Raw genomic sequence first — 20,004 nt, forward strand, 5'->3', positions numbered from 1 at the left:
TGCGGCGTGCCGATTCAGGCCCGCAGTTCCCGCAGCAGCAGGGCGGTGCGCAGCGCCGCGTCTGCGGCCTCGGCGCCCTTGTCCTCCTTCGAGCCCTCCAGGCCTGCGCGGTCCAGGCCCTGCTGCTCGTCGTCGAGTGTGAGCACGCCGAACCCGACCGGCTTGCCGGTGTCCAGCGCCACCCGGGTGAGCCCGTCGGTGGCGGCGGAGGAGACGAAGTCGAAGTGCGGAGTGCCGCCGCGGATGATGACGCCCAGCGCCACGACCGCGTCGGCGCCGGACTCGAGCGCGGCCTTCGACGCGAGGGGGAGCTCGAACGATCCGGGCACCCGCACCAGCGACCAGGTCGCCCCCGCGGCATCCAGCGTGCGCTGGGCGCCGGCGATCAGACCGTCGGTGATGACGTGGTGCCAGGTGCCGGCGACGACGACGACCCGCAGGCCGGTGCCGTCGACGGGGGCGTGCTGCTGGGGGGATCCGGTGCCGCTCATGCGCGGGCCTCCTGGCTCTGCGCCAAGGCGCCGTCGAGGTCGTCGTTGGCGATGATGTGGCCCATGCGCTCGGCCTTCGTCGCCAGGTACTGGTGGTTGTTGGGCCCCACGCCCACGAGCAGGGGGACCTGTTCGACGACGTCGAGGCCGAGGGCGCGCAGCTGGTCGACCTTGTCCATGTTGTTGGTCAGCAGTCGCAGCCGGTCGACCCCGAGGTCGGAGAGGATGCCGGCGGCGGCGGCGTAGTCGCGTGCGTCGGCGGGAAGCCCGAGGGCGAGGTTCGCGTCGACGGTGTCCAGGCCGTTCTCCTGCAGGCTGTAGGCGCGCAGCTTGTTGATCAGGCCGATGCCGCGACCTTCGTGGCCGCGCATGTAGACGACGACGCCGCCGTCCTGCTCGATCGCGTCGAGGGCGGCGTCGAGCTGCGGCCCGCACTCGCACTTCAGCGACCCGAAGGCCTCGCCGGTCAGGCACTCGGAGTGCACCCGCACGAGGGGCGCTTCGTCGGTGAGGTCGCCCGAGACGATGGCGAGGTGATCGGTGCCGGTGATGCGGTCCTTGTATGCCAGCACGCGGAAGACACCGTGCGAGGTGGGCAGCTTGGCCTCGGCCCGCAGGCTCACGCGCCGGCGGTGCGGCAGCTTCGCGGCCGAGGCCACGGGCTCGTGCTCGTCGAGGTAGGCCACGAGCTGCTCGATCGTGATGACGTGCAGGCCGTCGCGCTCGCCGAGCTCGAGTAGGCCGGGAAGCCGCATCATCGAGCCGTCGTCGGCGACGAGCTCGCAGATCGCGGCGACCGGCTCGAGGCCGGCCAGGCGCATGAGCTCCACCGATGCCTCGGTGTGGCCGCCGCGCTCACGCACGCCGCCGTCCACCGCGCGCAGCGGCAGGATGTGGCCGGGGCGGATCACGCTGGCGGGCGTGGCATCCGGATCGGCCAGCACATTCAGAGTGCGCGAGCGGTCGCCCGCGCTGATGCCGGTCGTGACGCGGTCGGCGGCGTCGACGCTGACCGTGTACGCGGTGCCGCGGGCGTCTTCGTTGACCTCGACCATCGGTGGGAGATCCAGCCGGTCGGCCCACTCGCCGGGCATGGGCGCGCAGATGAAACCGCTCGAGTGGCGCACCGTCCAGGCGATCCACTCGGGGGTCGCCAGTTGTGCCGAGAGGACGACGTCCCCTTCGTTCTCGCGGTTCTCGTCGTCGGCGACGATGACGGGCCGCCCGGCGCGCAGCGCCTCGAGAGCCTGAGGGATGGTGGAAAGGCTCATCGGGAGCCTCCTTCGTTCGGGACCGCCGCGGCGGTCGGCGGGAATGCGAGCAGGCGCTGCACGTGGCGCGCGAGGATGTCGGTCTCGAGGTTGACGCGGCGACCGGGGGCGAGGGCGCCGAGCGTCGTGGCGGTGAGCGTCTCGGGGATGAGGGACACCTCGAACCACGCCGGGTCGGCTCCGGCCGGGCTCACGGCGCTGACGGTGAGCGAGACGCCGTCGACGGCGATCGAGCCCTTGTCGACCACGAGCGGGGCGTGCGCGGGATCGAGCGAGATGCGCAGCACGCGCCACTGATCGCCCGGGCGCACCTCGAGCACCTCGCCGGTACCGTCGATGTGGCCCTGCACGATGTGGCCGCCCAGGCGCCCGTGCGCGGCCATGGCGCGTTCGACGTTGACGTGCACGCCCGGCGCGGCCTCGCCGAGAGTCGACATGTCGAGCGTCTGCTTCATGACATCGGCGGTGAACAGGTCGCCGTCCTGGTCGACGACCGTCAGGCACACGCCGCTGATCGAGATCGAGTCGCCGTGCCCGGCATCCGACACCGCCAGCGGTGCGCGCACCGTCAGCCGCACGCCGTCGCCCGAGGGTGCGACGGCGGTGATCTCGCCCTGTTCCTCCACGATTCCGGTGAACATCAGCGGGTTCCTTCCTGTTCCGGTCCCCGGGCTTGCCGGGGGGTCGCGACGATCAGCAGATCGTCGCCGAGTCGTTCGACGGCGGCCACGTCCAGGCGCAGCTGCTCGTCGATGGTCGCCACTGCGAGGTCCCCGATCGCGGTGACCGGTCCTCCCAAAAGGGTGGGCGCGATGTAGGCCAGCACCTGGTCGGCGAGTCCTGCGCGCAGGAAGGCGCTCGCGAGGGTCGGACCGCCCTCGACGAAGACGCGATGCACGCCGCGGTCGCGCAACTGCGCCAGCAGCGACGTCGCGGCATCCTCGTCCCCACCGAACAGATCGGCGCCTTCGTGCAGCATGAGGGGGCGCGGATGCCGGTGGACGCGCGCGTCGTGGGGGATCGTGCGCCGGCCGACCACCACCGGCATCGGCTGCGCGTCGTACAGCGCGCCGTCCGGGCGTCGGGCGGTCAGCGCCGGGTCATCGGCGATCACGGTGCCGGTGCCGACGACGATCGCGTCGGCATCCGCACGCCGGCGGTGCACGTCTTCCCGTGCGCGGGGTCCGGTGATCCACTGGCTGGTGCCGTCGGCGGCGGCGGCGCGGCCGTCGAGGGACTGCGCCCACTTGACCGTCACGTGGGGGCGGCCGAGCCGCTGCACCGTGAGCCACGAGTCCAGCAGCGCCCTGCCGTCGTCGGCCAGCACGCCGCCCGTGACGTCGACGCCGGCCGCGCGCAGGCGGGCCGCGCCACCGGACGATGCCTCGCCGGGATCTGCGACGGCGTAGACCACGCGCACGACGCCGGCGGCGATGAGCGCCTCGGCGCACGGGCCGGTGCGGCCGGTGTGATTGCAGGGTTCCAGCGTGACGACCGCGGTGGCGCCTCGCGCCGCGCCGGGAGCGAGCTTCCCCAGCGCGTCGACTTCGGCGTGGTCCGTGCCGGCACCGCGGTGCCACCCTTCGGCCAGCACCGTGCCGTCGGGCGAGAGCAGCACGGCTCCCACCTGCGGATTCACGCCGCGGGGGCCGCGTAGGGCGAGGGACAGCGCGCGGCGCATGGCCTCGCGTTCGCGGTCTGTCGCGTCCATCCTCGTCCTCCGGTCCAGACTCCGGGGGACGGTCGGACCGCCGACGACGCGCGTGGCGTCGTTCGTGCTTCCTCCCATCCGGACTAGCGACATCTGTCGCATCACCGTCGGTCCCGGAATTCCACCAGGTCAACCCTTGCCGTAAGGCTCGGGCTCGCGGACTGTCACCGCCGGTTCGGATTCTCACCGACCCCGGAGCACGTTTCTCTTCCTGAGTGTAGTCAACGCGGCGGCAGCCTGTTCATTCCCCGCCAGCCGAGCTCTCCCTCGTGATCAGACGGTAGGCGATCTCGAAGCGGCCGGGACTGGTGGTCGGCTCCTCCACGAGTGACAGCACCTGCTCCACGGCCGTGTCGGCGATGGCTTTCTTGTCGGGTGCGACCGTGGTCAGAGAGGGCACCGAGAACTCCGCCTCCTGCACGTCGTCGATCGACGCGATCGCCACGTCGGCCGGCACCCGTACGCCTGCGTCGGCGAAGGCGCGCACGGCGCCGAACGCGAGCATGTCGGTGAAGCACACGAGTGCGTCGAAGCGCACGCCCTGCGCCACAGCTGCGGCGACACCGTCGCGGCCCGCCTGCCGGCCGAACCTGTCGGTGTACAGCACGAGGTCGGGGTCGAACGCGACCCCGGCGGCGTCGAGGGCGTCGCGGTAGCCCTGCAGTCGTAGACGTGCGCTGCGGTAGAGGTCGGAGTGGTACGCGCCGAGCACGGCGATGCGGCGCCGACCCTGCTCGAGCAGATGCCGGGTGATGTCGGTCGTCGCCTGCACGTTGTCGATGGCGATGCCGGTGTGGCGAGGGCTCGAGATCTGCTCGCCGATGAGCACGGTGGGAACGCTCGGGGCCGCAGCGTGGAACTCCTCGTCGGTGAGGGTGAAGGGGCTGAAGATGAGGCCGTCTACGAGATGGGAGGTGAACTCGCGCAGCATGCGCAGCTCGTTGTCCTTGCGGCCCGCCGTCTGAGTGACGATCACGGTGTAGCCGCGGGCGTGAGCCGCGGATTCGACCAGCTCGGACAGCTCTGCGAAGTAGGGCTGGGATAGCTCCGGCACCGCGAATCCGAGGATGCGCGTGCGCCCCTCGCGCAGCCGGCGCGCGGAGATGTTGGGCTTGTAGTTGAGCTCCTCGATCGCTCGCAGCACCCGCTCGCGCGTGGTGTCCCGCACGTACTCGAAGTCGTTGACGACGTTGGAAACGGTGCGCGGTGAGACGCCGGCGAGCTTGGCGACATCGCGCATGCTCGTGGCCATGCCGCTCCTCACGTTCCGCGTCTCCGCATCGTCGCCCGCCGCACGCAAACGGCGTCGAGTTGACAACGAGTATGTCGCGTCGACAGACTGATCGCGCAATTTGCAACGTGGCAAGAAATGAGAGCACATGGCGACCATCCAGGCCGGCAGGCGGGCAGCGCCCGCGCGCCCGACTCGCAACGGCAGGGTCGGGCTGCGATACGGGATCGCCTTCATCGGACCGTTCATCGCGCTGTACATCGTCTTCGTGCTCGTCCCCGTCGTGCAGGCGATCGTCATGAGCGTGCACGACTGGGACCTGCTGGGGGCCACGCGCGAGTTCATCGGGCTGGATAACTACGTTCGGATGCTGTGGGGCGTCGACATGACGTGGACCATGACCCACCTGTTCTGGTGGCGGCTGGGCATCCTCGCCCTCGCCGCGGCGCTGCTGGTAGGGCCGGCGCGGCGGCGAAGACTGACCGTGTGGCGCGCCGTCGGCGTGCTCGGCCTCGTGGCCGTCGCCTTCGCGCTCGGATTCCACCCGGGCGAGACGGGCTTCTGGTTCGACCCGCGCTTCTGGACCGCGCTGCAGAACACGCTGCTGTTTACCGCCGTCTCCACACCGCTCATAGCGGGACTCGGGCTGCTGATGGCGCTGGCGCTGCAGGGCGGCCGTCGCGGCGCGCGCTGGTACCAGATGGCGTTCTTCTTGCCCTATATCCTGCCCGTCTCGGTCGTGACGCTGATCTGGACGTACTTCCTGTCGCCCAACCAGGGACTCCTGGCCGCGCTGCTCGAGCCACTGGGTATCGCGCCCATCGCGTGGCTGTCGAGTACCGACACCGCGATGATCGCGATCGTCGCCACCACGGTGTGGTGGACCGTCGGGTTCAACCTCGTGCTGTTCGCCGCCGGGCTGCAGGACGTCGACGCGTCCCTGTATGAGGCGGCCGCACTGGACGGGGCGGGTCCGTGGGGCAAGTTCGTCCACGTCACCCTCCCCGGCATCCGTCACGTACTGCTGCTGGTGATGGTGATGCAGGTCATCGCCTCGTTCCAGGTGTTCGGGCAGGTGAACATCATGACCGGGGGCGGGCCGGGAAGCTCCACCGACGTTGTGATCCGGCACATCTACCAGACCGGATTCCGGGACTTCGAGCTGGGCTACGCCTCGGCGATGTCGCTCGTGCTGTTCGCCATCATGCTCGTGGTCTCCGTGATCCAGATGAAGTACCTCGGCAAGGACGAAAGCGCATGACCTCCGTCGCCCCCACCCGTACCGTGGCGGTCCCCGCCCCGACCGCGCCGCGTCGCACTCGAGGCTCCTCCGGGTTGCGCCGGGCGTCGGCGGCATCCTGGTACCACATCGCGATGATCGTGGCGGCTCTGGTGTGGCTTCTGCCGATGCTGTGGATGACGTCGCTTGCGCTGAGCGACAACGCGGCACTGACACGGGAGACCCAGTTCCTCATTCCGCGGGACATCACCCTCGACAACCTCCTCGGCGTCTTCTCGGTGGGGCTCACCTCGCGCTGGTTCCTCAACAGCGCCGTCGTGAGCATCGTGACCACGGTGCTCACGGTGCTGCTGTGCGCCATGGCCGGCTATGCCTTCGCGCGCATCGACTTCCGAGGCAAGGCGATCGTGTACGCCAGCGTGCTGGCGGGACTCATGATCCCGAAGGAGGCGATGTTCGTGCCGCTGTTCACGATGGTCGCCGACGTGCAGATGCACAACACGTACGCCGCGCTCATCCTCCCGCGCATCGCGGCGCCGCTGGGCGTGTTCCTGATGACCCAGTTCTTCTCCAAGGTGCCCCACGAGGTGGAGGAAGCAGCTCGCATCGACGGCGCGGGCCCGTGGCGCACGTTCTTCTTCATCATGCTGCCGCTGGCGCGGCCGGCGATGATCGCTCTGGCCATCTTCACCTTCGTGCAGACCTGGAACGACTACCTGTGGCCTCTGGTTTCGGCGACCCGCTCGGAGATGTTCACCATCACCACGGGCCTGGCCTCGCTGCAGGGTAATTTCGCCCAGGCCACGGAGCTCGGCAGCCTCATGGCCCGAGGCCTCGTGGGGTCTCTGCCGCTGCTGATCATTTTTCTGCTGTTCCAGCGCCACCTGATCCGAGGTATCTCCATGACCTCGGGCGGCAAATGAACTGTCCGTCGAACGCCGGGCACCCGAACCCGGCCGCGTTCGCGGCCGTCCTGGACGTCACGTCCACCAGAGAGAGGAAACACATGCGAAAGATGAAGATCGCCGGCGCGACCGCGTCGCTGACGGCAGCGGCGATGCTGCTGACGGCATGCGGCACCGGCACCGGCACCGGCGCAGCGGGCGGGGGCGGCAGCGCAGCCGACGACCTCGCCGACCGGATCGCGGCGGTCACCGACGACCAGCTCGACGGCGTCACGATCACGATGTCGCGCATGTTCGGCGACTGCGAGGAGACCACGCAGGACGTGACCGACCCTTCGCAGGCGGCCAGCGAGTGCGAGGCCATCCAGATCCTCACCAACCAGTTCAACGCCGAGAACGAGCACGGCATCACCGTCGAGCGGCTGGGAGGCGCCGACTGGCACTCCTACTACGACGCGTTCAACGCCTCGGTCGCCGGCGGGGATCCCGCCGACATCGCCAACCTGCACGACTACTCGATGTCGGACTATGCCCAGCGGGACCAGCTGCTGGCGTTCGACCCGGAGCAGTTCGGCATCGACCTGTCCGACAGCACCGCCCAGGCGCAGTCCTCCGTCCGCTACGGCGACGAGACCTATGCGGTCCCGTTCGACTCACACGCGATCCTCGCCCACGTGAACACCGACATTCTGGCGGCGGCGGGGTACATGGGCGAGGACGGGCGCCCGGCCATGCCGACCTCGGCCGACGAGCTGCTCGAGATGGCGGCCGCAGTGAAGGAGAAGACCGGCTCGTACCTGTTCTCCCTCGGCGTCGCCAACGACGACATGGCATGGCGCATGTTCTACTCCCTCGTGCGCCAGCAGGGATCGGACGTCGTCACCGACGACGGCGAGGCGCAGATCGACACGCCGGAGGCGGCTGCGGCACTTGAGCTCATGAACGAGCTCATCGACGGGGGCTACATCCACACCGACGCCGACTACGCCGGCTCGATCGACGAATGGAAGAGCGGCAAGTCCGCGATCCTCGTCAACGGCACGTGGGTGGTCAACGAGTACGCGGCCACGGCGCCGTTCGGCTACGCCGTCGCCGACTTCCCCGCGCTGATGGGCGAGCCGGCCGTGTGGGCGTCCTCGCACATGTGGGTGTTGCCGCGGCAGCGCGAGGACGACCCGGTGAAGTACCGCGCCGCCCTGGAGTTCGCGTCGTTCCTGTACGACAACACCGACGTGTGGTCGGTGGCCACCGGGCACATCGCCCCCCGCGTGTCGGTCATCGAGTCCGACGCCTACCAGGCCGCCCCCAACCGCGAGTTCTACACGTCCACCGCGCTCGAGGACATCCGCTTCGTGCCGCAGATCGACAACTGGACCGCAGTGAAGGACCTCATCCACACGCAGCTCGAAGAGGTCTGGTTCAACGACAAGGACATCGCCGCAGCCCTCGCCGAGGCCCAGAGCAGGCTCGAGCAGCAGCTGAACTGACGGACGTTCCACGCCCGTCCCGACGCGGGGCCCGCCCTGGCGGGCCCCGCGTCCCCATCCCCGGAAGGAACCCCATGCCCTCGCAACCCCGTCGCCGCCTCCTTCTCGACGGCACGTGGACGCTGCATCTGCCCGGCGGCGGCACGACCGATGTCGCCGTACCCGGTGCCTGGACCGCCCAGGTCCCTGGCGCGGGGGACTCGCACGCCACCGTGCGCTATGAGCGACGCTTCGACTGGACCCCGACCGGCGAAGAAGACCGACGTCAGATTCTGCGGTTCGACGCGGTAAACCACCACGCGCGGGTGGAGCTGAACGGGACGCTGATCGGCGAGCACGAAGGGGCGTGGCTGCCCTTCGAGCTCGACGCCACCTCGGCGCTGTGCGGCGGCGCCAATCTGCTGCGGGTGACGGTCTCCTATCCGCCGCGCGTGGGCGGCGCCGACCGGCCCGGCTTCCTCGAGCGCCCGCTGGGCAAGCAGTCCTGGTACGGCACGACGGCGGGCATCTGGCAGTCCGTCGCTCTGGAAGACCGGCATGAGGCCCATCTGCGCGCCGTCAGTGTGCGCGCCGACGCCGTCACGGCATCGCTCGACGTCTCCGCGGCCGTCACCCCGGCGGTGCGGCCCGGACATGAGATCCATGTCGTCGTCCTGCGCGACGGCGTGGTGGCCGGCTCCGCGCAGATGCATCCCTCCGGCGACCGCCACCGGGCGACGCTGCGTATCGACGGCGCTGAGCGCTGGGACCTCGATGCGCCGGTGCTCTACGACGTGCGGGTCGAGGTGCGCGAAGCGGGTGCCGTGCTCGACGCCGTGGACCGGGCGACCGGCTTCCGCGAGTTCAGCGCCGAGGACGGCGTCTTCCGCCTCAACGGCCGCGAGATCTACCTGCGCGCGGTGCTCGATCAGGACTACCACCCGGGCTCCCAGCCCGTCGCCGACGACTTCGCGGCATGGGAGGAGCTGCTGCGCGAGACCCGCGACCTGGGCTTCAACATGCTGCGCGTGCACATCAAACGTCCCGATCCCCGGTACTACGACATCGCCGATCGTCTCGGGATGCTGGTGTGGACGGAGCTGCCCAGCTGGATGACCTGGACCCCCAGCGTCGCCCACGAGGCACGGGGCCTGCTGCACGACATCATCGCCGAGGACGGCCACCACCCGTCGATCGTCATGTGGACCATCATGAACGAGTCGTGGGGCGTCGACCTCTCCGAGGCGCCGCAGCGCGCGTGGCTGCGCGACATGTACGAGGAGTTCCGTGCGGCGCTGCCCGGGCACGTGCTCGTGGACAACTCGGCGTGCGCCCCCAACTTCCACCTGCGCACTCAGGTCGACGACTACCACCTGTACCGCGGCATCCCGGAATCCCGCCGCGAATGGGATGACAAGATCGCCGAGTTCGCGGGACGGCCGGAATGGACCTTCTCCCCGCACGGCGACGCCGTTCGCACCGGACGCGAGCCGCTCATGCTCTCGGAGTTCGGCAACTGGGGCCTGCCCGACGTGCGCGACCAGTACGTCGACGGCGTGGAGCCCTGGTGGTTCGCCCTGGGCGGTGGCTGGGCTTTCGGGGCGGCCGACGCCACCGGGCTGCGCGAGCGGTTCGCCGCGCTCGGTCTGGACGCCGTCTTCGGGTCGTGGGAGGAACTCGTCTTGCAGCTCCAGCGCGCCCAGTCGGTGGCCAACCGCTACCAGACCACCAGCATCCGCCTGCACCCGCAGATCCGCGGGTACGTGCTGACGCAGCTCTCGGACGTGCAGTGGGAGGCCAATGGGCTTTTCGACATGAACCGCCGCCCCAAGCGGTTCACCCCGGATTACCGCCTGGTCAACGGCGAGCATGCCGTCGCCCTGCGCCCTGCGGCGTACAGCACGTTCGTCGGCGGCGAGGTCCCGGTCGCCGTCACGGTGGTGCCCGGCCCCGACGCGCTCGCCGACGATACGCGGCTGCGCCTGCTCGGTGGCGCCGACGGACCCCGCGATCTCGGTGCCGTCGACGGCAGCCGGCAGTCGCTGGATGTCGGCGTCACTCTGCCGTCGGCGCCGGGCCAGTACGAGGTTGCCGTGGAGCTGCACGTCGGCGACGCCGTGCTCGCGCGCGACAGCGCCGACGTCATCGTCGTGGCACCGCCCACGGCCCGGGGCGTGCGCTGTGCGGCCGACGACGAGCAGACCGCTTCCTGGCTGCAGAGCCTCGGCGCCGATGTCGTGACCGAGGCGGATGCCGACACGCTCCTGGTCACCCGCAGGTTCACGGCATCCGCCCGGCGCCACGCCGCTGCGGGCGGCCGTGTGCTGCTGCTGGCCGAAGACGACGACGCCCTCGGCGAAGCGTTCGACTACCTCCCCTCGGCGCGCCTGGTGGGGCGGGCGGGCGACGGCGATTGGGTTCCCCGCACCGAGTGGCTCGACCGCACCGGACCGTTCCGTGCCGTGCCCGGGGATGCGGTGCTCGGCATCGCCTTCGAGGATCTGCTCGGCGCGCGCGTCATCAGCGGCATCCCGGGACCGCTGCGCCCGGCGGTCGTGCACTCGGGCATCTTCTCCGGGTGGCTGCGGGGCGCGGCGGCCAGCACGGTGACGATCCGGTGGAGCGAGGGAGCGGTCACCATCACCACGCTGCGCGTGCGGGAGGCCGCGGCGGTCCCCGTTGCGGCGGCGGTCGGGCGTGCGATGCTCCACGCGGCCGCCGAAGCGGACGCGTCCCGGAGCCCGCAATCGTGCGAGGGTGGAGACAGCGCCTACGAGGAAGAGACGTGACCATGCACAACGCAGACGGAAACACCGGATTCGCCGCCCTCGCCGCGCGACCTCACGCGGACGTGCTGATCCTGGGCGGCGGCATCAACGGACTTGCCACCTTCCGCGACCTGGCCATGCAGGGGGTCGACGTCGCGTTGGTGGACCGGTCGGACTACGTCAGCGGCGCCTCCGCAGCGTCGTCGCACATGATCCACGGCGGGGTGCGCTACCTCGAGAACGGCGAATTCCGCCTCGTGCACGAGGCCGTCACCGAACGCAACGCGCTCCTGCGGACCGCGCCGCACTACGTGAGACCCCTCCAGACGACCATCCCGATCTTCTCCACCTTCTCGGGGCTGCTCTCGGCGCCCTTGCGGTTCCTCCGGCACGGCTCGGGCGCCACGCGTGAGCGCGGGGCCGCGCTGATCAAGATCGGTCTGGTCATCTACGACTCGTTCTCGCGCAGCGGCGGGCGGGTCCCGCGCCACGCCTTCCGCGGGCGCAAGCGCGCCCTGCACGAGCTCCCCGATCTGAATCCGGCCGTAAAGTACACCGCGACCTACTGGGATGCCTCGGTCCACGACCCCGAGCGGCTGGCCATCGACGTGCTGCGGGATGCGCTCGCGGCCGGCGCGGGGCAGGCCCGGGCGGCGAACTACACCGCCGCGGTCGGGGTGAGCGAAGGCGGCATTCTGCTGCGCGACGCGATGAGCGGCGATGAGACCGTGTTCCGAGCCTCCGTCATCGTCAACGCGACCGGCCCCTGGGCCGACCTGACCAATGCCGGCCTGGGCGACCCGGTCCGGCGCATGGGCGGCACGAAGGGGTCGCACATCGTCGTGGACAACCCCCAGTTGCTGGCGGCGACCGGAGGCAGAGAGCTGTTCTTCGAGAACGAAGACGGCCGGATCGTGCTGATCTACCCGCTGCGCGGTCGCGTGCTCATCGGCACCACCGACCTCGAGCACGACATGCGCGAGCCCGCGGTGTGCACCGAGGCCGAGGTCGACTACTTCATCGACCTGGTGCGGCAGGTGCTTCCCGGGATCAACGTCGATCGCAACGAGATCGTCTACCGCTTCTCCGGCGTGCGGCCGCTGCCTCGTCACGACGACGTCGCCCCCGGGTTCGTGTCGCGGGATTACCGCATCGACGAGACGCAGGTGGCGGGACTTCCCGCGGTCGTGCTGACCCTCGTGGGCGGCAAGTGGACCACCTTCCGGGCTTCGGCCGAGCGGCTCGCCGACACTGTGCTCGGCCACCTCGGTGCGCCCCGGCGTCGCTCGACGAAGGGCACCGCGATCGGGGGCGGACGCGGCTTCCCGACGACGCAGCGTGCCCGCGCGCAGTGGGTGAAGGCCAACGCCGGCGACCTGCCGGTGGAGAGGGTCGACCAGCTGCTCACTCGCTACGGCACGATCGCCGCCGAGGTCATCGCCGCCGTCACCGCCGATCCCGACGACAAGCCGCTCGCGAGCGCCGCCGGCTACAGCTCAGGGGAGCTGCGCCACCTCGCCGCGACCGAGCACGTGCGTCACCTCGATGACCTCTTCATGCGCCGCACGGACCTGGCCTTCACCGGCGCGGTCACCGCGGAAGTGGCACGCGAGGCGGCCGGCGCCATCGCCACGGTGCTCGGGTGGAACCGCACCCGCGTCGGGCAGGAGATCGATCGGGCGCTGCAGGCCGTGCACGCCGCCGACCCCGCCGGGGCGTCCGACCCGCCGCACCCGGCGCGTGCGGAACCCTTCGCCGACAGTCGGGAGGCGCGATGACCGACCACGTGATCGCGATCGACCAGGGCACGACGTCCACCCGCGCCATCGTCTTCGACGACGCGGGCGCCATCGTCACCACCGCTCAGCGCGAGCACGCGCAGATCTTCCCGCGCGCGGGGTGGGTCGAGCACGACCCGATGGAGATCTGGACCAACACCGAGTGGGTGCTGTCGTCGGCGATGTCGCGCGCCGGGGTGGGCGCGGGCGACGTCGCCGCCATCGGCATCACCAACCAGCGTGAGACCGCCGTGCTCTGGGACCGGCGCACCGGCCGGCCGGTGCACAATGCCCTCGTCTGGCAGGACACCCGCACGCAGCGGCGCATCGATCAGCTGGCGGCCGAATCCGACGCCGGCAGCCAGCGGTTCGCCGAGCAGACCGGGCTGCCGCTGGCGACGTACTTCTCGGCATCCAAGATCGCCTGGATCCTCGACAACGTCCCGGGAGTGCGGGCGGCGGCGGAAGCCGGCGACGTGCTCTTCGGCACCCCCGACAGCTGGGTGATCTGGAACCTCACCGGCGGCAGCCGCGGCGGCATCCACGTCACCGACGTCACCAACGCCTCCCGCACCCTGCTAATGGATCTGCGGACCCTGGAATGGTCCGACGAGATGCTCGAGGTCTGGGGGATTCCGCGGGCCATCCTGCCCGAGATCCGCTCGTCGTCCGAGGTGGTCGGCGAGGTCACGGTGCCCGGCGTCGCGCGCGGCATCCGCATCGCCGGCATCCTGGGCGACCAGCAGGCGGCCACCTTCGGCCAGGCGGCGTTCGACGCGGGGGAGTCGAAGAACACCTACGGCACCGGCAACTTCCTGCTCGTGAACACCGGGGACGAACTCGTGCGGTCGCAACACGGCCTCATCACGACCGTCGCGTACCGCCGAGAGGGCGAGGCGGCCCGGTACGCGCTGGAGGGGTCGATCGCCGTCACCGGCTCGCTTGTGCAGTGGCTGCGCGACAATCTCGGGATCATCCAGAGCTCCGGTGAGGTCGAGACCCTCGCGGCGACGGTGGAGAACAACGGCGGCGCCTACTTCGTGCCCGCCTTCTCGGGACTGTTCGCACCCTATTGGCGGCCCGACGCTCGCGGGGCACTCGTGGGCATGACGCGCTACGTCAACCGCGCGCACATCGCGCGGGCGGCCCTGGAGTCGACCGCGTTCCAGACGCGGGACATCGTCGAGGCCGTCGCCGCCGACTCCGGCACGACCCTCGACGAGCTGCGGGTGGACGGCGGCATGACCCGCAACGACCTGCTGATGCAGTTCCAGGCCGACATCCTGGGCATCCCGGTCGTGCGGCCGCGGGTGATCGAGACCACCGCGCTCGGCGCCGCCTACGCGGCAGGGCTCGCCACCGGGGTCTGGTCTGGGCACGACGAACTGCGCGCGTACTGGCAGGAAGAGGCGCGCTTCGAGCCGCGCATGGACGAGGACGAGCGCGAGCGTCGGCACCGGATGTGGCGCAAGGCTGTGACCAAGTCCTTCGACTGGGTCGACGAAGATGCCCGCATCCTCATGGGCACCGACGAGTAGGGCGCGAACGCTACTTCAGCAGGCGTGACAGCCGGCGGTCGGCGAGGATCTTGCCGCCTGTCTGGCAGGTGGGGCAGTACTCCAGCGAATTGTCGGCGAAGAACACCGACCGCACCTCGTCGCCGCACACCGGGCAGGTCTCGCCGCGCCTGCCGTGCACCTGCATGCCGCGGCGCTTGGCATCCTTCAGATCGGCGGGGGGCTTGCCGGATGCCGTTGCAACGGCATCCGTGATCGTCTCCCGGAGGGCTGCGTACAGGCGGTCGACCTCGGCGTCGTCGAGTCCCGCCGCGAGGGCGTAGGGCGACATGCGCGCGGCGTGGAGGATTTCGTCGGAGTAGGCGTTGCCGACCCCCGCGATCACGGACTGGTCGCGCAGGACCCCCTTGATCTGGGTGCGCCGGCCGGCGAGGAGTCCCGCGAGCGTGTCGCGGTCGAAGCCCGGATCGAGCGGGTCCGGGCCGAGGCGCGCGATGCCGGGAACGTCGGCCGGCGCGCGGACGACGTAGACGGCGAGGGATTTCTTCGTGCCGGCCTCGGTGAGGTCGAAGCCCGACCCGTCGTCGAAGGCGATGCGCAGGGCGATGGGGGTGCGACCGGGCTTGATGACGGTCGCCGGAAGCCGGTCGTACCAGCGCAGCCACCCCGCCTTGGCGAGGTGGAACACCAGGTGCAGCGTGTCGCCGGTCTCGGTGCGCGCGGCGAGGTCGACGAACTTGCCGTGGCGCTCGGCGCCGGTGATCTCCGCCCCGACGAGGGCATCGACGGGAGGGTCGTACGTCTTCAGCGCGGCGATGTTCGCGACCGTCGCGCGCGACACGCGCAGGCCGCGTGCGCGCTCGCCGAGGAAGTCGACGAGCCCTTGCACTTCTGGCATCTCGGGCATACCGGCATCCTGGCACGGACCCGGGGAGCGTGGGCGGGGGGTTGCGTCGGTGCCACCGGGCGGCCGTGGGCGCCGGCGAGGCGCGGGGTCAGGCCGCCAGGATCGGCCAGTCCACCGGCGAGCGGTCGTCGGTGGGGAGGAGCCCGGCGACCCAGCCGTCGTGACGGCCGCGGGGGTCGACGAGCTTCCGGCGCATCAGGCCCTCGTAGCGGAATCCCAGCGAGCGCGCCGTGCGGGCGGAGGGGATGTTGCCGACGATCGCCTGCCACTCGATGCGCTGCAGGCCCAGCCCGTCGGGGTCGAACGCGAAGTCGATGACGGCGCGGGCCGCCTCGCCGAGGTAGCCCTGGCCGCGCGCGGACGCCGCCATCCAGAACCCGATCTCGGCGTCGCCGCCCACATGCAGGTGCTGCAGGCCCAGCATGCCCATCCACGCGCCGTCGCGGCGGACGGCCCAGGTCAGCTCGGTCTCGGCATCCCACCACTCGGCGGCCTTGGCGATGAAGTCCACGGCGTGGCTGCGGTGGTACGGCGAGGGTAGGGTCGTCCAGCGAGCGACCTCGGGGTCCTGCGCGGCGGCGGTGACGGCGTCGGCATCCGCCTCGGTCGGGAGCGACAGCTCGAGGCGGGACGTGCGGAGGGTCACCGGTTGCATCATTCGAGCCTAACCGCGCCGCGGTGTGCCCGACGCCGCCGGCCGCACCCGGGTCAGGCGCGGCGGAGCAGCCCGACGCGGTCGTACACGGTCGACAGCGTGGCGTCCGCGGCCTCTTCGGCACGGGCCGCGTTGGCCGCGAGCACCCGGTCGAGCTCGGCGGGGTCGTCCAGCAGCTCCAGCGCGCGGGCGCGAACCGGTCCGAACTCCTCGGCGACGACCTCGGCGAGTCCCTTCTTGAAGTCGCCGTACCCGCGGCCGGCGTACTCGTCCTCGATCGAGGGGATCTGCCGACCGGTGAGGGCCGCGTAGATCACCAGCAGGTTCGACACCCCGGGCTTGTTCTCGCGGTCGTACCGCACCGCGCCCTCGCTGTCGGTGACGGCGCGCATGATCTTCTTCGCCGACACCTTGGGGTCATCCAGCAGCCACAGCACGCCGGCATCCGACTCGGCGGACTTCGACATCTTCGCCAGCGGGTCCTGCAGGTCGTAGATACGGGCGGTCTCCTTCTGGATCACCGGCATCGGCACCGTGAACGTCTCGCCGTAGCGGGAGTTGAAGCGCTCCGCGAGGTCGCGGGTGAGTTCGACATGCTGCCTTTGGTCGTCTCCCACCGGCACGATGTCGGTCTGGTAGAGCAGGATGTCCGCGGCCATGAGGATCGGATAGGTGAACAGGCCGACCGTCGTGCCGTCGGTGCCATGACGCTGCGACTTGTCCTTGAACTGCGTCATCCGGCCGGCCTCACCGAACCCGGTGATGGTCGAGAGGATCCAGGCCAGCTCGGCGTGGGCGCGCACGTGCGACTGCACGTACAGAGTCGACCGCGATGGCTCGATGCCGGCGGCGATGTACTGCGCCGCCGTGCGACGGGTCTTCTCGCGCAGCTCGGCGGGGTCGTTCGGCTGGGTGAGCGCGTGCAGGTCCACCACCGAGAAGTACGCCTCGTACGCCTCTTGCAGGTCACGCCACTGCAGCAGCGCCCCGATGTAGTTGCCGATCTGGAGCGAATCGGCCGAGGGCTGCATTCCGGAGTAGAGACGGGGCTTGGTCACCCCTCCAGTCTAGAGAGCGGATGCCGAGGCCCTCACCGAGCCCGCGTCAGACGCCGACGGTGTAGTCCGCGATGACGGGCGCGTGGTCGCTCCACCGTGTGTCCCACGAGGGCGCCCGCACCACGCGGTAGTCCACCACCCGGTCCGCCAGCGCGGGGGAGGCCAGGTGGTAGTCGATGCGCCACCCGGTGTCGGTGTCGAACGCCTTGCCGCGGTTGGACCACCATGTGTACGGCCCGTCCACCTCGCCGTGGAAGGTGCGCCCCACGTCGACCCAGCCGAGCCCGGTGCCCGTCGATCCGTCGACGCCGGTGACCTGGGCGCCGACGGCGCCGGTGAACCGGTCGAAGTACGCCCGCTCGCGGGGGAGGAACCCGGCCTTCTTGACGTTGCCCTTCCAGTTGCGGATGTCGAGCTCGCGGTGGCCGACGTTGAGATCACCGGTGATCACGGCCAGCGCACCGTCGGCGGCGAGGTGCGGCATGCGGGCCTCCATGGCGTCGAGGAACGCGTACTTCGCCACCTGCTTGTCGGTGTCGGCCTGGCCGGTGAAGACGTAGGCGCTGACGACGGTGACCTGCTCGCCGTCGACGTCGACGTCGGCTTCGACCCAGCGACCCTTGGTGTCGAGGGTCTCGTCAGCGCCGAGGTCGGTGCGCCATACTTCCAGCGGCTCGCGGGCGGCGATGGCGACGCCCGCGCGGCCCTTCGCCAGCGCCTCGTCGTTGACGACGTGCCAGCCCGGCAGAGCGGCGGCGAGGTCGGATGCTTCGGCCCGCACCTCCTGCAGGGTGAGGATGTCGACACCGGCTTCCTCGAGCCAGGGCGTCATGCCCTTTCGGACGGCGGCGCGGATGCCGTTGACGTTGACGGAGGCGATGCGAAGTGTTCGTGGCACGACGAAAAGCCTAACCAGCGGCGCCGACACCCGACGCCGCGGCGAACCAGCGAAACGCCGCCCTCAGTCCAGCAGCCCGCCGGGGACGGGGCCGTCGGCCCGTGGCAGCGCCGCCTGCGCGCGAGCGAGCTCTTCCTTCGCCGCGCGCACGTCGCGGGCGGCTCGGCGGGCTCGGTACCAGGGCGCGCGCCGGCGCCGTTCCCGTGCCTCGCGCAGGTGCACCTCCGCGGCGATCACGAGCGCGCGCGCTTCGACGGCGCGGCGCTGCGCATCGCTGACCGGGGCGAGGGGGATGTCGTGGTCGGCGGCTGCGACCGCGATCCACGACGCCGCGACGAGGATGACGATGGCGACGAGGCGGAACCACACCAGGAACGCGATGAAGACCGAGAACGTCGCCAGCAGCGGATTGGCCGGGGTGTAGACCAGCAGCAGCCCGGCTCCCAGTTGCAGCACGCCGATCGCCGCCCCGCCGAGCAGCGCGCCCGGCCAGATGGTGGGCCACGGCACCGAGGCCCCGGCGAGAAAACGGAACAGCAGCGCCAGCGCGGTGGAGTTGATCGCGAACGCCACCACGATCGACCCCACCCGGCTGACCACCGACACCCAGGTGGCGGCGTCTTCCCACCCGAACAGGTCGAACAGCAGATTGACCGCGCCCGAGGCCATCGCCCCGAGCCCCGCGCCGAGCACGAGCGCGACGCCGAACATGGCCGCGGCGACGAAGTCGCGCGCCTTCAGCACCAGGTAGCTGCGCGAATCGTACGGCAGACCGAAGATGTCGCGCACGGCACGGCGGGTATAGGTGACGAAGCCGATGGCGGTCCAGATCGCCACCAGGACCGCCACGGAACCGGTGACCGCCAGCGCGCCCGTACTGGAACGGGCGACCTGGGTGACATCCTCGGGCGACACCAGGCCGCCGGTGGAGATGAGGTCGGGAATGTAGAGGTTCACCAGCGCGATGAGGGCGTCGATGGCCTGCGTGCTGCCGCCGAGCCACAGCCCCACGATCGCGAACGCGAAGTACAGCACCGCGAACATCGCGAACAGCGACTGGTAGCTGATGCTGGCGGCCAGCAGGAACCCGTTGTGCCGCAGGAAGTGCCGCCAGACCCGCACCGGGAAGGCCTTCAGGGTGCGCCGACGCAGCGCCGACGCGCGCTCGATCGGCTCGTCCAGGCGTTCGCGCAGCACCGAATCGTCCCAGCGGGCGCGCCACGATTCATCCCGCACGTCGTCGGGCGTGCCGTTGCGGCCGGAGTCGCTCACGCGCCCAGCGTAAGCGAGGGCGGATGCCGCAGGTCGCAGCATCCGCCCTCGGTGACGTGTGTCCTACTTGCGCAGGATCGCCTGCTTGACCTCGGCGATGGCCTTGGTCACCTCGATGCCGCGGGGGCACGCCTCGGTGCAGTTGAAGGTGGTGCGGCAGCGCCACACGCCCTCCTTGTCGTTGAGGATGTCCAGGCGGGCGTCGCCGGCGTCGTCGCGCGAGTCGAAGATGAACCGGTGCGCGTTGACGATGGCGGCTGGACCGAAGTACTGCCCGTCGGTCCAGAACACCGGGCACGACGACGTGCAGGCCGCGCACAGGATGCACTTGGTCGTGTCGTCGAAGATCTCGCGGTTCGCGATCGTCTGGATGCGCTCCTTGCCCGGCTCCGGCTTGGAGGTGGAGATGAGGAAGGGCTGCACCTCGCGGTATGACGCGAAGAACGGCTCCATGTCGACGATCAGGTCCTTCTCCAGCGGCAGGCCCTTGATGGCCTCCACGTAGATGGGCTTGGAGATGTCGAGGTCCTTGATGAGCGTCTTGCAGGCCAGGCGGTTGCGCCCGTTGATGCGCATCGCGTCGGAGCCGCAGATGCCGTGCGCGCACGAGCGGCGGAAGCTCAGCGAGCCGTCGACCTCCCACTTGATCTTGTGCAGCGCATCGAGCACGCGGTCGGTGGAGTACAGCTCCACGTCGTAGTCGACCCAGCGCGGCTCGGCGTCCTTCTCGGGGTCGAAGCGGCGGATGATGAAGGTGACGAGGAACGACTGGATGCCGGCGGCGCCGGGCTCCACGGCGTCGGCCGTCTCGGCGGGGGCGAGTGCGGTGGCCATGC

17 protein-coding genes and 1 riboswitch are annotated in these 20,004 nt (G+C 70.5%); of the genes, 6 read left to right on the forward strand and 11 right to left on the reverse strand.

Annotation, left to right across the window (positions count from 1 at the left end; translation table 11 throughout):
- Positions 1-14 precede the first annotated feature (14 nt).
- The 5 genes from ribH to QNO21_RS02635 form a co-directional block, all read right to left on the reverse strand.
- The gene (gene ribH, locus QNO21_RS02615) at positions 15-491 is read right to left on the reverse strand and encodes a 6,7-dimethyl-8-ribityllumazine synthase (protein ID WP_257519608.1); all 477 of its coding nucleotides are present in this window, start codon (positions 489-491) and stop codon (positions 15-17) included.
- Positions 488-1,762 (reverse strand): GTP cyclohydrolase II, encoded by a 1,275-nt coding sequence (gene ribA / locus QNO21_RS02620; RefSeq protein ID WP_257519607.1) that lies wholly within the window; start codon positions 1,760-1,762, stop codon positions 488-490. Before ribA ends, ribH begins: the two co-directional genes overlap by 4 nt.
- Positions 1,759-2,403, reverse strand: a complete 645-nt coding sequence (locus QNO21_RS02625; protein ID WP_257519606.1) for a riboflavin synthase — start codon at positions 2,401-2,403, stop codon at positions 1,759-1,761. Before QNO21_RS02625 ends, ribA begins: the two co-directional genes overlap by 4 nt.
- On the reverse strand, positions 2,403-3,473 hold the full coding sequence (ribD, locus tag QNO21_RS02630; protein WP_257519605.1) for a bifunctional diaminohydroxyphosphoribosylaminopyrimidine deaminase/5-amino-6-(5-phosphoribosylamino)uracil reductase RibD: 1,071 nt from the start codon (positions 3,471-3,473) through the stop codon (positions 2,403-2,405). Before ribD ends, QNO21_RS02625 begins: the two co-directional genes overlap by 1 nt.
- Positions 3,474-3,534: 61 nt before the next feature.
- Positions 3,535-3,677: riboswitch (FMN riboswitch) on the reverse strand.
- A gap of 37 nt (positions 3,678-3,714) precedes the next feature.
- The gene (locus QNO21_RS02635) at positions 3,715-4,725 is read right to left on the reverse strand and encodes a LacI family DNA-binding transcriptional regulator (RefSeq protein ID WP_257515494.1); all 1,011 of its coding nucleotides are present in this window, start codon (positions 4,723-4,725) and stop codon (positions 3,715-3,717) included.
- Between the two features lie 127 nt (positions 4,726-4,852).
- Between QNO21_RS02635 and QNO21_RS02640 the strand changes: the two genes are divergently transcribed.
- The 6 genes from QNO21_RS02640 to glpK all read left to right on the forward strand — a co-directional run bounded on the left by QNO21_RS02640 (position 4,853) and on the right by glpK (position 14,399).
- Positions 4,853-5,965 carry a carbohydrate ABC transporter permease gene (locus QNO21_RS02640; RefSeq protein ID WP_257519604.1) on the forward strand — a complete coding sequence of 371 codons (1,113 nt, stop codon included), beginning with the start codon at positions 4,853-4,855 and terminating at the stop codon, positions 5,963-5,965.
- Positions 5,962-6,867, forward strand: coding sequence for a carbohydrate ABC transporter permease (locus tag QNO21_RS02645; RefSeq protein ID WP_257519603.1), 906 nt, complete (start codon positions 5,962-5,964; stop codon positions 6,865-6,867). The genes QNO21_RS02640 and QNO21_RS02645 overlap by 4 nt, the downstream gene beginning before the upstream one ends.
- Before the next feature lie 83 nt (positions 6,868-6,950).
- A complete protein-coding gene (locus QNO21_RS02650) occupies positions 6,951-8,336 on the forward strand; it encodes an extracellular solute-binding protein (protein ID WP_257519602.1) in 1,386 nt (461 codons plus the stop codon).
- Between the two features lie 74 nt (positions 8,337-8,410).
- Positions 8,411-11,104: a glycoside hydrolase family 2 protein gene (locus QNO21_RS02655; protein ID WP_257519601.1), complete on the forward strand. Its 2,694-nt coding sequence runs from the start codon at positions 8,411-8,413 to the stop codon at positions 11,102-11,104.
- A gap of 2 nt (positions 11,105-11,106) precedes the next feature.
- Positions 11,107-12,861 carry a glycerol-3-phosphate dehydrogenase/oxidase gene (locus tag QNO21_RS02660; RefSeq protein ID WP_257519717.1) on the forward strand — a complete coding sequence of 585 codons (1,755 nt, stop codon included), beginning with the start codon at positions 11,107-11,109 and terminating at the stop codon, positions 12,859-12,861.
- Positions 12,858-14,399, forward strand: coding sequence for a glycerol kinase GlpK (gene glpK / locus QNO21_RS02665; protein ID WP_257515799.1), 1,542 nt, complete (start codon positions 12,858-12,860; stop codon positions 14,397-14,399). The genes QNO21_RS02660 and glpK overlap by 4 nt, the downstream gene beginning before the upstream one ends.
- A 10-nt stretch (positions 14,400-14,409) precedes the next feature.
- Here glpK and QNO21_RS02670 read toward each other — a convergent pair whose 3' ends face one another.
- From QNO21_RS02670 to QNO21_RS02695, 6 genes are all read right to left on the reverse strand, one after another.
- Entirely contained in the window at positions 14,410-15,285 is an 876-nt protein-coding gene (locus QNO21_RS02670; RefSeq protein WP_257515798.1) for an Fpg/Nei family DNA glycosylase, read from the reverse strand.
- A gap of 88 nt (positions 15,286-15,373) precedes the next feature.
- A complete protein-coding gene (locus QNO21_RS02675; RefSeq protein ID WP_257519600.1) occupies positions 15,374-15,940 on the reverse strand; it encodes a GNAT family N-acetyltransferase in 567 nt (188 codons plus the stop codon).
- Positions 15,941-15,993: 53 nt separating this feature from the next.
- Positions 15,994-16,998, reverse strand: coding sequence for a tryptophan--tRNA ligase (gene trpS, locus QNO21_RS02680; RefSeq protein ID WP_257519599.1), 1,005 nt, complete (start codon positions 16,996-16,998; stop codon positions 15,994-15,996).
- 46 nt (positions 16,999-17,044) lie between these two features.
- Entirely contained in the window at positions 17,045-17,896 is an 852-nt protein-coding gene (locus QNO21_RS02685; RefSeq protein ID WP_257519598.1) for an exodeoxyribonuclease III, read from the reverse strand.
- A gap of 63 nt (positions 17,897-17,959) precedes the next feature.
- Positions 17,960-19,168, reverse strand: coding sequence for a YihY/virulence factor BrkB family protein (locus QNO21_RS02690; protein WP_257515794.1), 1,209 nt, complete (start codon positions 19,166-19,168; stop codon positions 17,960-17,962).
- A 63-nt stretch (positions 19,169-19,231) separates the two neighbouring features.
- Positions 19,232-20,002 (reverse strand): succinate dehydrogenase iron-sulfur subunit, encoded by a 771-nt coding sequence (locus QNO21_RS02695; RefSeq protein ID WP_257517099.1) that lies wholly within the window; start codon positions 20,000-20,002, stop codon positions 19,232-19,234.
- Between the last annotated feature and the right edge of the window lie 2 nt (positions 20,003-20,004).

The sequence above is a fragment of the Microbacterium sp. zg-Y818 genome, from assembly GCF_030246905.1.
Lineage (GTDB): Bacteria > Actinomycetota > Actinomycetes > Actinomycetales > Microbacteriaceae > Microbacterium.